This is a genomic window from Streptomyces sp. NPDC093089, from assembly GCF_044754405.1.
In the GTDB taxonomy this organism is placed as follows: Bacteria; Actinomycetota; Actinomycetes; order Streptomycetales; family Streptomycetaceae; genus Streptomyces.
On record NZ_JBIVPA010000007.1, the window covers coordinates 35,145 to 46,652 of the forward strand.

At 75.6% G+C, this 11,508-nt stretch carries 7 protein-coding genes and 1 pseudogene; 2 read left to right on the forward strand and 6 right to left on the reverse strand.

All coding sequences use genetic code 11. The features are described 5' to 3' along the window. Positions 1-75: 75 nt before the first annotated feature. From ACIQFX_RS17370 to ACIQFX_RS17395, 6 genes and pseudogenes are all read right to left on the reverse strand, one after another. Positions 76-3,675: a hydantoinase B/oxoprolinase family protein gene (locus ACIQFX_RS17370; protein ID WP_402463920.1), complete on the reverse strand. Its 3,600-nt coding sequence runs from the start codon at positions 3,673-3,675 to the stop codon at positions 76-78. 332 nt (positions 3,676-4,007) lie between these two features. Next, a pseudogene (locus ACIQFX_RS17375) lies at positions 4,008-4,595 on the reverse strand (SGNH/GDSL hydrolase family protein); the annotation flags it as partial. Beyond that, positions 4,592-5,830 (reverse strand): glycosyltransferase, encoded by a 1,239-nt coding sequence (locus ACIQFX_RS17380; protein ID WP_402463922.1) that lies wholly within the window; start codon positions 5,828-5,830, stop codon positions 4,592-4,594. The pseudogene ACIQFX_RS17375 and the gene ACIQFX_RS17380, both read right to left, overlap by 4 nt. Beyond that, positions 5,827-6,948, reverse strand: coding sequence for a glycosyltransferase family 4 protein (locus ACIQFX_RS17385; protein WP_402463924.1), 1,122 nt, complete (start codon positions 6,946-6,948; stop codon positions 5,827-5,829). Before ACIQFX_RS17385 ends, ACIQFX_RS17380 begins: the two co-directional genes overlap by 4 nt. A 237-nt stretch (positions 6,949-7,185) precedes the next feature. Continuing rightward, positions 7,186-8,601 (reverse strand): HEAT repeat domain-containing protein, encoded by a 1,416-nt coding sequence (locus ACIQFX_RS17390; RefSeq protein WP_402463926.1) that lies wholly within the window; start codon positions 8,599-8,601, stop codon positions 7,186-7,188. 255 nt (positions 8,602-8,856) lie between these two features. Further along, positions 8,857-9,249 carry an ankyrin repeat domain-containing protein gene (locus ACIQFX_RS17395; RefSeq protein ID WP_376487377.1) on the reverse strand — a complete coding sequence of 131 codons (393 nt, stop codon included), beginning with the start codon at positions 9,247-9,249 and terminating at the stop codon, positions 8,857-8,859. 344 nt (positions 9,250-9,593) lie between these two features. On the opposite strand from ACIQFX_RS17395, the gene ACIQFX_RS17400 reads away from it, so the two are divergent. Next, positions 9,594-9,788: a hypothetical protein gene (locus ACIQFX_RS17400; protein WP_015032212.1), complete on the forward strand. Its 195-nt coding sequence runs from the start codon at positions 9,594-9,596 to the stop codon at positions 9,786-9,788. Between the two features lie 37 nt (positions 9,789-9,825). Continuing rightward, complete coding sequence (locus tag ACIQFX_RS17405) at positions 9,826-11,475, forward strand: hypothetical protein (protein WP_402463928.1); 1,650 nt, start codon at positions 9,826-9,828, stop codon at positions 11,473-11,475. Positions 11,476-11,508: the final 33 nt, after the last annotated feature.

Genomic DNA, 11,508 nt, shown 5'->3' on the forward strand with positions numbered 1-11,508 from the left:
CGGCGAGCGGGGTTCCTGCCGGTGCGGTGAGCGGGGTGACGGGCCTTCCGGTCGGGCGCGTGCGGCTGTGGGGCCTCACGCGTCCTTCGTCGGCGGGCCGTAGCCCCCGCCGCCCGGGGTGCGCAGGACCAGGACGTCGCCGGGGCCCACCTCGGTGGTGGCGGCGGCGCCGAGATGCTCGACCGTGCCGTCGGCGCGCTCCACGAGGTTCTCTCCGAGGGCGCCCGGCTCCCCTCCGGCCATGCCGTACGGGGGGACCCTGCGGTGGCCGGTGAGGAGGGCCACCGTCATCGGTTCGAGGAAGCGGATGCGCCGCTCCACGCCGTGGCCGCCGTGCCAGCGGCCGCGACCGCCGCTGTCCTCCCGTACCGCGAAGGAGTCGACCCGGACGGGGTAGCGCCACTCCAGGACCTCGGGGTCGGTGAGCCGGGAGTTGGTCATGTGGGTCTGGACGGCGTCGGCGCCGTCGAATCCGTCCCCGGCGCCCGAACCGCTCGCGACCGTCTCGTAGTACTGGACGCGCGCGTTGCCGAAGGTGACGTTGTTCATGGTGCCGGAGCCCTCCGCCTGGACGCCCAGGGCCGCGTACAGGGCGCCCGTGACGGCCTGGGACGTCTCGACGTTCCCGGCGACGGTGGCTGCCGGGTGGACGGGCGCGAGCATGGAGCCGGGCGGGACGCGGATCTCCAGGGGCTCCAGGCAGCCGCTGTTGAGCGGGATGTCCTCGTCGACGAGGGTGCGGAAGACGTACAGGACGGCGGCCATGACGACGGCGGTGGGCGCGTTGGCGTTCCCGGGCAGCTGCGGCGAGGTGCCGGTGAAGTCGAGGACGGCGGAGCGCCGTTCGCGGTCGACGCGGACGGCGACCTCGATGACCGCGCCGCCGTCGGTCTCGTAGCGGTACGCGCCGTCGTGGAGGCGGGCGACGATGCGGCGCACGGACTCCTCGGCGTTGGCGCGGACGTGGCGCATGTAGGCCCGGACGACGTCGAGTCCGAACTCGTCGACCGCTCGGCGCAGTTCCTCGATGCCCTTCTCGTTGGCGGCGATCTGGGCGCGGAGGTCGGCGATGTTGGTGTCGGGATCGCGGGAGGGGTGGCGGGCGCCGGTGAGCAGGGCCCGGGTCTCGGTCTCGCGCAGCTGGCCGTCCCTCACGAGCAGCCAGTCGTCGAAGAGGACGCCCTCCTCGTCGACGGTCCGGCTGAAGGCGGGCATGGAGCCGGGGGTGATGCCGCCGATCTCCGCGTGGTGGCCCCGGGAGGCGACCAGGAAGCGGAGTTCGTCGCCGGTGTCGTCGAAGACGGGGGTGACGACGGTGACGTCGGGCAGGTGGGTGCCGCCGTGGTACGGGTCGTTGACGGCGTACGCGTCGCCGGGGCGCAGGTCGTCGCCGCGCCGCCGCAGGACCTCCTTGATGGACTCGCCCATGGAGCCGAGGTGGACGGGGATGTGGGGCGCGTTGGCGATGAGGTTGCCTTCGGCGTCGAAGAGGGCGCAGGAGAAGTCGAGGCGTTCCTTGATGTTGACCGACTGGGCCGTGTTCTCGAGGCGGACGCCCATCTGTTCGGCGATGGCCATGAAGAGGTTGTCGAAGACCTCCAGGAGGACGGGGTCGACGTCCGTGCCGGCGGCCACGCGCGCGGGGCGGGCGGTGACGCGGTGCAGGAGGAGGTGGCCTGCGTCGGTCGCGGTGGCCCGCCAGCCGGTGTCGACGACGGTCGTGGCGTCGGCCTCGGCGATCAGCGCGGGGCCGTCCACGGCGTCGCCCGGCCGCAGGGCGTCGCGCCGGTGGAGCGGGGCGTCGTGGGCGGTGCCTCCGCTGTGCATCCGTACGGTCGTGCCGGGCTCCGGCGGGCCGGCGCGTTCCGTCGGGTCGACGAGCACCGGGCCGAGCGGGCCGGCGGTGCCGACGGCCTCCACGGAGACGGCCTCGACGACGACTTCCCGGTCCAGGGTGAAGGCGTACCGCGCCCGGTGGACCGCTGTGAACGCGGTTTTCATCGCTTCGGCGGGGGCGAGGTCCACGGGCAGGGCCGCGTCCGTGCCGGCGTACCGCAGGAGGACGCGCGCGCGGGTGCTGATCGCCTCGTCGGGCAGTCCGTCGGAACGCAGCTCCTCCCGGGTCCGGTCGGCGAGTTCGTCGCAGAGCGCCGTCACGCGCGCGTGGGTCCCGGGATCGTCGAGCGCCGCCTCGACGGACCGCTCCCGCATCGCGGTGGCGTCGGCGAGGCCGATGCCGTACGCGGAGAGCACTCCGGCGAGCGGCGGGACGAGGACGGTGTCGATGCCCAGGGCGTCGGCGACGGCGCAGGCGTGCTGGCCGCCGGCGCCGCCGAAGCTGGTGAGGGCGTACCGGGTGACGTCGTGGCCGCGCTGGACGGAGATCTTCTTGACCGCGTTGGCCATGTTGAGGACGGCGATCTCCAGGAAGCCGGCCGCGACCTCCTCGGGGGTGCGGCCGTCGCCGATGTCCGCGGCGAGGTCCGTGAACCGCCGCCGCACGACGTCCGCGTCCAGGGGCCGGTCCCCGGCGTCGCCGAACACGGCCGGAAAGTGGGTGGGTTGGACGCGGCCCAGCATGACGTTGGCGTCGGTGACGGTGAGCGGGCCGCCGCGGCGGTAGCAGGCGGGGCCCGGGACGGCGCCCGCCGAGTCGGGGCCCACCCGGAAGCGGCGGCCGTCGTAGTGGAGGACGGAGCCGCCGCCCGCCGCGACGGTGTGGATGCTCATCATCGGGGAGCGCATCCTCACCCCTGCGACCTGGGTGCCGAGTTCGCGCTCGAAGGTCCCGGCGTAGTGCGACACGTCGGTGGAGGTGCCGCCCATGTCGAAGCCGATGACCCGGTCGTGTCCCGCCGCCGCCGAGGTGCGGACCATGCCGACGACGCCGCCGGCGGGCCCGGACAGGACGGCGTCCTTGCCCCGGAAGTGGGCCGCCTCGCGCAGTCCGCCGTTGGACTGCATGAACATGAGGCGGATGCCGGCGAGTTCGCGGGCGACCTCGTCGACGTACCGGCGCAGGGTCGGGGAGAGGTAGGCGTCGACCACGGTGGTGTCCCCGCGCGGGATCAGCTTGATGAGCGGGCTGACCTCGTGCGAGCAGCTGACCTGGGTGAAGCCGGCGGCGCGGGCGGCCGCCGCGACGCGGGTCTCGTGCTCGGGGTGGCGGTAGCCGTGCAGGAGCACCACGGCGGCGGAGCGGAAGCCGTCGCGGTGGGCGGCGGCGAGGGCTTCGGCCACGGCCGGCTCGTCCAGGGGGCGGACGACCCCGCCGTGGGCGTCGGTCCGTTCGGGGACCTCGATCACGCGCGCGTGGACCGGCTCGGGGAGCACGATGTGGCGGTCGAAGAGCCGGGGCCGGTTCTGGTAGGCGATGCGGAGGGCGTCGCGGAAGCCCTCCGTGACGAGGAGGACCGTCGGTTCGCCGCGCCGCTCCAGGAGGGCGTTGGTGGCGACCGTGGTGCCCATCTTCACGACGGCGATCCGGTCGGCGGGCACGGGTTCGTCGGGTCCCAGGCCGAGCAGGAGGCGGATGCCCGCGACGGCGGCGTCCTGACGCCGCGCGGGGTCGTGGGAGAGCAGCTTGCGGGTGACGAGCCGGCCGTCCGGCCGCCGCCCGACGACGTCGGTGAAGGTGCCGCCCCGGTCGATCCAGAACTCCCAGCGCCCGTCCATCTCCCCATTGTGGCCGCGAGGGCGGCGGCGAGCTCGGCCTCCGCGCGCGCGTCGAGGGGCGCGCCGCCGCTGCCGTCGGCCCAGTGGCGCAGTTCGGCGGCGGCAAGCAGGACGAGCTGCGGCAGCAGGTCGTGACTGCGCCGCAGGACCCAGCCGGTGCCCGCGGTGGCGAGCCAGCACAGGGTCTCGGACCGCGTCGGTGGCGGCTCGGCCGGCTCCCGCGCGGGCGGCGCACCGTGCGCGAGCCCCCGGGCGGCGAGGAGCCGGTGGAACTCCGCCGCGACGGCCCGGTGGCCCCGCTCGCCCGGGTGCAGCCGGTCGGCGCTCCACAGGGTGCGGTCGTCGGTCCAGGCCGGGTCGGCGAGGTGCAGGTGGACGGCTCCGTACCGGGCGGAGAGCGCGTGCACGACGGCGTTGACGGAGCGCTGCCGGCGGGCCAGCGGCCGTGCCAGGGGCGGCGGCAGGCCGAGCATCCGGCCGGGATCGGGGAGGCAGGCGGTCAGGAGTACGGCTCCGGCGGCGTCGAGGTCGGCGCAGACGCGGTCGAGGCGGCGGGCGAGGAGCCCGATGTCGAACGTGTGGCGCAGGGTGTCGTTGACGCCGACCACGACGGAGGCGAGGTGCGGCCGGAAGGCGAGGGCGCGGGTGGCCTGGCCGCCCTCGACGTCCGCGCTGAGGGCCCCTCCGGCGGCGAGGTTCAGGAGCTCCGTCCGCCGCCCCTCCGCCGCGAGCCCCTCGGCGAGCAGCGCCGCCCATCCCCGCCACTCCCCGTCCACCTGGTCGCCGATCCCCTCGCTGAGCGAGTCGCCCAGGACGGCGAACCGGAGCGGCACGTAAGGGGCGGAGGCCACCGCCCCGGCCGCCGTCCCGCCCCGGACGGGCCCCTCCTCCGCCCGGCGGGCCGGGCTGCTCCCGGTCATCGGCGGGTCTCCTCGGAGCGGCGGGGGTCGGGGGCGGGGAGGGCGTCGTGGGCCCGGAGGAAGGCGGTGACGGAGCGGTCCCAGGAGAAGCCTTCCGCACGCGCGCGTGCGGCCCGCCGCCGGTCGGCCTCCGGGATGGCGAGGACGCCCCGGACGGCGGTGGCGAAGGCGGCCGGGGTGTCGGCCGCGGAGGCGCCGGCGGTGCCGACGACCTCGGGCAGCGCGGAGGAGGCGCTGGCGACGACCGGAGTACCGCAGGCGAGGGCTTCGAGGGCGGAGAGGCCGAACGTCTCCGCGGGTCCCGGTGCCAGGCACACGTCGGCGGCCGCCTGGAGGTCGGCCAGGGCCTCCCGGTCGGCGACGTGCCCGAGGAACCGCACCGGGAGGCGCCGCTCGCGGGCCCGTCGCTCCAGGGCGGCCCGCAGCGGCCCGTCTCCGGCGACCACGAGCGTGGCGGCGATGCCCGTGTCCCGCAGCGCCTCCAGGGCGTCCAGGGCGGTGCCGGGCCGCTTCTCGACGGAGAGGCGCGAGCACAGCAGGAGCACCACCCGCTGCCCGTCCGCGTAACGGGCGCGCAGCGCGGTGCCTCGGCGGCCGGGCCGGCAGCGCTCCAGGTCGACGCCGAGCGGGGCCCGTACGACGTTGCGGGCCCCGATCCGTACGAACTCGCGCTCCGCCCACTCCGTCGTGCAGACGATCCGCGCGAAGGCCCAGGCCGTGCGGCGGTTGAGCCGGTCCGCCGCGCGGGCCGCGAGGGCGGGCGGCACGCCCCAGGTGCGCAGCACCCCGTCCGCGGTCTCGTGGGAGACCATGACGGCCGGTACGCGGGCGCGTCGTGCCCACTCCCCCGTCCAGCGGAGGGTCGTGCGGTCCGAGACCTCGATCCGGTCGGGGGCGAGGTCGTCGAGGAGGCGGCGTACCCGGCGCCGGTCGGCGAGGACCCGGTAGCCGCCGGTGCCGGGCAGGACGGGCCCGGGCAGGGTGACGACCCGGCCCTGTTCGGTGAGGTGGTCGCCCGCGGCGTCGCCGGGGACGACGAGGACCGGTTCGTGTCCGGCCTCCAGGTATCCGCGGCCGAGCCGGTCGAGCGCGGTGCGCAGGCCGCCCGACGTGGGGGTCACGAAGTTGGCGAGGCGCACGATCCGGAGCCCGCCGCCCGGTGCGGAGCGGGCGTCCCGGACAGCGGTGTCCGAGCCGGCGGCACGTGCGCCGTCGTCCGTGCGGAGTCCGTTCACGCCGCCACCGCCGTCCGCTCGCGCAGGACCTCCCGGTAGTGGCCTATGAGTTCGTCGCCGAGGGCTTCCCAGGTGCGGCCCTCGACGGCGGCCCGGCCGTTCCGGCCGTGGTCCGCGCGTCTCTCCGGTGCGGCCGCGAGGGAGGCGACGGCGTCCCGCAGCGCTTCCGGGTCGCGGGGCGGTACGAGGAGCCCGGTCCGCCCGTGGTCGACGAGGTCCAGCGGCCCGCCGGCGGCGGGGGCGATCACCGGGACCCCGCTCGCCATGGCCTCCTGGACGGTCTGGCAGAAGGTCTCGTACGGGCCGGTGTGGGCGAACACGTCGAGCGAGGCGAAGATCCGGGCGAGGTCGTCGCCGGTGCGGCGGCCCAGGAACCGGGCGCCGGGCAGCGCGGTGCGGAGGGACGTTCCGCTGGGTCCGTCGCCGACGACCACGACCCGTACTCCGGGCAGCGCGCAGGCGCCGGCGAGCAGGTCCACCCGCTTCTCGGGGGCGAGGCGGCCCACGTAGCCGACGAGGAGTTCCCCGCCGGGGGCGAGTGCGCGGCGGAGTGTCTCGTCGCGGAGTTCCGGTCGGAAGCGGTCGGTGTCGACCCCGCGCCCCCAGAGCCGGACGCGGTGGACTCCGTGGTCCGCCAGGTCGCGGGCGGCGGCGGACGACGGGGCGAGGGTGCGGTCGGCGGCGCCGTGCACGGCGCGGAGGCGCCGCCAGGCGGTGGCCTCGCCCGTCCCCACGTACGTGCGCGCGTAGCCGGCGAGGTCGGTCTGGTAGACGGCGACGGCGGGGATGCCGAGTCGGGCGGCGGCGGTCATGCCGCGCACGCCGAGGACGAAGGGGCCGGCGAGGTGGACGATGTCGGCGCGGTGCGCGGCGATGGCGGCGGCGACCCGGCGGCTGGGCAGGGCGACGCGGACCTGGGGGTAGCCGGGGAGGGGCAGGGAGGGCACCCGGACGACGGCGCAGGGCGCGTCGGCGTCCGCCGCCGGGTCGGCGACGGCGGGGGCGATGACAAGCGGGGCGTGGCCCCGTCGGGCGAGGTGGCGCGCGGTCTGCAGGGCGCAGTGCGCCACACCGTTGACGTCGGGAGGGAAGGATTCGGTGACGATGACGACACGCATACGGGTGTTGTCGTCGCACTTGGCGTGTACCCGCCGACGTCGATCTGGACGGGGAGGGAACGTCCCGTGAGCGTTTCCCGCCGGGGCCGGAAGGGGCCGCCGGCCGCCCGGGGCGGGGCCTCGGTCGGCGGGTTCTCCGCCGCGGGCCGCGCCGCCCCGGGGCCGGGTGGCGGGTGACCGGGTCGCTCAGGTCGGGCCGGGAGGGGTTGGTCGGACCTGTCGCTGACGGGGGCCGGGTCAGACCTGGAGGTCGGGCCCTATCCGGTTGCGCACCGCGGTCTGCACCTCGGCCTCCTCGGCCGGGTCCGCGGCGAGGCGGCGCAATCGCTCGGCGACGCGGACGTCACCGGTCTCGGCGTGCAGGGCCGCGACCTCGCGGGTGGTCTCCTCGCAGTCCCAGAGGCATTCGACGGCGAAGCCGGTCGCGAAGGTGGGGTCGGTGGCGGCGAGGGCGCGGGCCGTGCGGCCGCGCAGCTGGGAGGAGGCGGTCTCGCGGTAGACGTGGCGCAGCACGGGGGCCGCGCAGGCGATCCCGAGGCGTCCGGCCCCGTCGACGAGGACGGCGAGCTCGGGGGCGTCGGGTCCCGCGGAGCGTACGGTGCCGCGCAGCGCGCCGAGGACGAGGGTGGCGTCCTGGGCGGTGCCGCGGGAGGCGAGGACCTCGGCGGCGGCGGCGCCGAGGGCGTCGGTGCGCCGGACCCACGCGCGGGCGCGGGCGACCGCGTCCTCGCCGCACATGCGCCGGTAGGCGGCGACGGCGGCCTCGGCGACGGCGGAGGAGTCTCCGTCGGCGGCGGCCTCGACGAGGTCGAGGACGGCGGGGTCCCGTGACGCGGCGAGGTGGTGCAGGGCGGCGCCGCGCGCTCCCACGGCGCCGTGGCGGGCGGCGGCGAGGAGCTCGGGCCGGTCCTCGGGTCCGGCGACGGCGGCGAGGCAGCGGGCGGCGGGGCCGTCGAGGACGGCGCCGCGCTCGTATCCCTCCTGCGCCCAGTCGAGGACGGCGCGGACGCTCCAGCCGGGGCGGGGTCCGGTCGGGCTCATCTGGCGCTGCCAGCGGTCGAAGGAGCCCTGTTCCCGGGCGGCCCTGACGCGGGCGCCGACGGCGTCGCGCGGGTCCTCGGCCCACAGGCGCCACGGGCGCGGCTCGTAGGCGTCGCGCACGGTGGCGGCCAGTTCGGCGTCGCCCTCCGGGCCGGCCGGGAAGCGGGCCAGTACGGGCAGGGCGAGCGCGCGGAGTCCGGTGTCGTCGTCGCGCAGGGCCAGCTCGTCCAGGGCCCAGGCCCAGTTGGTCCCGGTCGCGGCGTAGCGCCGGAGCAGGAGCAGGGCGTCCTGGCGTCCGTAGGAGGCGAGGTGTCCGAGGACGGCGAGCGCGAGCCCGGTCCGGGACTCCTCGGTGTCGAGGTGGTCCTCGGCGCCGAAGAGGTGCGCCTGGATCTCGTCGAGGCCTCCGTGGAGGTCCAGGTAGAGCCGGGCGTAGTACAGGGAGCGGTTCTCGACCTGCCAGTCGTGGCGGGGGTCGTCGAGAACGCAGTGGTTGAGGGCCGCGAGGGCCTCGGCGCGTGGCGCGGCGAGCGCGTGCAGGGTGCCGTCGCCGCGGCCCCGCTGCAGCAGGCCGAGCAGGGTGCCGCTCGGCGCTATGACTGGATCGAACATGGGAAGACGCCTCACATCAAGCTGTCGACACGACCGGGGGATACCGGGATGACCCGGGTCAGGCGGTACATCGCTGTACGCCTAGGCCGTGCGGCAACATGTCGGGCCGCCCGTCGTCCTGCGCTTGCCAGTGACCATCTTCCTCTGCCTCTCGTCGGTGGCCCGATTTGCCGGGCCCGACGTCATGATGACCCAGCCGTTTCGCCGCCGCGACCACATTTACGATGCCGCTCTCACCTGGGGTTCAGTACCCGTTCACCGGGATCCGAACAGCTCGAGGAGTTCGGCCTTGCCGAACATGCGGGCGGTGTCGACGGCGGACGGAGTCCCGGCTTCCGGATTTGCGCCGCCGGCGAGGAGCGCCCGGATCACCGCGTCCTCGCCCTTGAAGACGGCGCCGGCGAGCGGGGTCTGGCCCCGGTCGTTGGCGCGGTCGGCGTCGGCGCCGCGCTCCAGGAGGGCGGAGACCGCGGCGGCGTGGCCGTGGTAGGCGGCGAGCATGACGAGGGAGTCGCCCTTGTCGTTGGTGAGGTTGGCCGGAACGCCCGCGTCCACGTAGGCGGCGAGGGCGGCGGCGTCACCCGTGCGCGCGAGGTCGAAGACCTTGGACGCCAGCTCGATGACCTCGGGGTCCGGAGTCTCGCTCATCAGGTGGGACCGCCTCTCCTGCTGTGTTGACGCGGCCACGTGGACCACTGTTCCGAGCTGCGCACGGCAAGCGCCGCCGTACGAGTGAATCGACAGGGTACTGCCCGTTCGATGACATGACCGCGCCCGTCCACGGCAAAGATCACCGCAGCCCACCCCCGGCCCGATCACCGGGACACGCTCTAACGCACCGCGGGCATTTCGCCACCCGGGGAAGCGCGCGGCGTCCGCCGGTCAAGTGAAAACACCAGCTTTTCACCCGCATGCACCTTTAGTCACATAGATACTTGCTGTGAAGCTGGAAGGACTCATGGTGACTGTCCCCTCAACCAGGAGAACACCCAATGATCCTGTCCATCTCAGGCGTGGTCCTGCTCGGCATCATCTGCTTCCTGTTCTTCAAGAAGGACGGGATGAAGGCCTCGCACGCCCTCGTCAGCGCGCTGTTCGGCTTCTACCTCGCGGGCACCGCCATCGCACCGAGCATCACGGCGGGCGGCCAGAGCCTCGCCGGCCTCCTGGGCGGGATCAAGTTCTGACGCCCTTCCGTCCCTTCCACCACTTCAGGAGTACTTCGTGGCCCGGCGACCACTCCCCCGCATTCTGAGCAGCGGCAGCGCACAGATCGCTCGCAGTCGAGAGATCGCGCGCACGGCCGCCGACAGCGCCACCGACGTGCTCCATCCGCTGATCACGGTCTCCCGTGGTCTGCGGAAGCTGGCCGCGACCGCGCGCGCCAAGTGGGCCGCGACCCCCAAGGAGCGGCGTGGTCCCACGCTGCTCCTGGTCGCGGCCTGCGTCCTGGTCGTCGCCCTCATGCCGTACGGGCCGCTCCTCGCGCTCGTGACGCTCATGGGCGCGGCCGCGTGGAAGGGGCGCGAACGCCCGGTCGTCAAGACCGGGCCCGACGACGCCGAGATCGCCCGGCTGAAGGGCCTGTACGAGGCCCTCGTGCCGTACTTCTCCGTCCCCGACGACCCCTCCCCGCTCTTCTCCCACGGCGGCGAATGGAGCGGCGCCTTCGGGGAGTACGCCTTCGACGACGACGGGCGGATCAACCGGCTGCGGATCGCCTACCCGCCGTACTTCACCGACGGCGAGCCCGCCGCGCGCGCCCGCATCGAGCACCTGCTGCACGCCAAGTCGGGGCGCGGCCGCGAGTACCGCTTCGACTGGGACGAGGAGGGCAACCGGCTCGACATGAGCGTGCTGCCCGCCCTGCCCACCACCATCGCCGCCCAGCGGTTCGTCACCGTGCCCGGCGAGACCGTACTCGGCTTCACCGACGCCGACGCCGTGCGGCGGACCGTGCCCGTGGTCGCCGCCGACGGCACGGAGGACGCGCCCGCCGTCGTCTGGCGCACCGGCCCCCGCTCCACCGAGCCGCACCTGCTCGTGGTGGGGCAGCCCGGCAGCGGCACCACCTCCCTGCTGCGCTCGATCGCGCTCCAGGCCCTCCCCCACGGGGACGTGCTGATCGTCGAGGGCGCCGGCACCGGCGAGTACGCCTGCCTCACCGGCCGCGACGGGGTCCTCGCCGTCGAGTGCGGCCTCGCCGGCTCCCTGGCCAGCCTGGAGTGGGCGGCGCACGAGACCGAGCGGCGGCTCATCGCCGCCAACCGGGCCCGGCAGGCGGGCCAGCCGGCGCCGGAGGACACCCGGCGGCCGCTGTGGATCCTGCTCGACCGGCCGAGCGTCCTCGGCCACCTGGCCGCCGCCGACGGCCGCCCCGACCCGCAGGAGCTGCTCCAGGTGCCGCTCCGGCACGGGCGCGCGGCGCAGGTCACGGTGGTGGTCGCCGAGCAGTTCGACAGCACGGACACCCTGGGCGAGGCGGTGCGGACCCACACCAGGGCCCGGATCGCCCTCGGCCCCGCCGACCCGGAGCAGATCGCCGCCGTCCTCGGCACCGCGCCGCACACCACGCCCACGGCCGAGGTCCCACCCGGCCGGGGATACGCGCGCCTCGGCACCGGCCCGGTCCTGCGCCTCCAGGTGCCGGCGACGCCCGACCCGTACGACGACGCCACCAGCGAGGCGCACCGCAAGGCGGTCCTCGACCTGCTCCCGGAGCGCCGCACGGCCGCGGTCGTCGAGGCGGTCCCCGGCACCGCCCCCGAGCCGGCACCGGCACTCCTCGCCGCGGCCGATCCCGCCCCCGCGCCGCGGGTCCGGCCGGACCCGGGCCCGGCACCGCTGCACGCCCCCGTCCCCGCCGAGGGCTGAGCGGCCCGCACGACGACGGAGAGGCCGGTACCG

Bases quoted from the DNA above. Each gene is read 5' to 3' on its own strand.
- ACIQFX_RS17370 (WP_402463920.1), bottom strand. From the start codon at position 3,675: ATGGACGGGCGCTGGGAGTTCTGGATCGACCGGGGCGGCACCTTCACC.
- ACIQFX_RS17400 (WP_015032212.1), top strand. From the start codon at position 9,594: ATGATCCTGTCCATCTCAGGCGTGGTCCTGCTCGGCATCATCTGCTTC.
- ACIQFX_RS17390 (WP_402463926.1), bottom strand. From the start codon at position 8,601: ATGTTCGATCCAGTCATAGCGCCGAGCGGCACCCTGCTCGGCCTGCTG.
- ACIQFX_RS17395 (WP_376487377.1), bottom strand. From the start codon at position 9,249: ATGAGCGAGACTCCGGACCCCGAGGTCATCGAGCTGGCGTCCAAGGTC.
- ACIQFX_RS17385 (WP_402463924.1), bottom strand. From the start codon at position 6,948: ATGCGTGTCGTCATCGTCACCGAATCCTTCCCTCCCGACGTCAACGGT.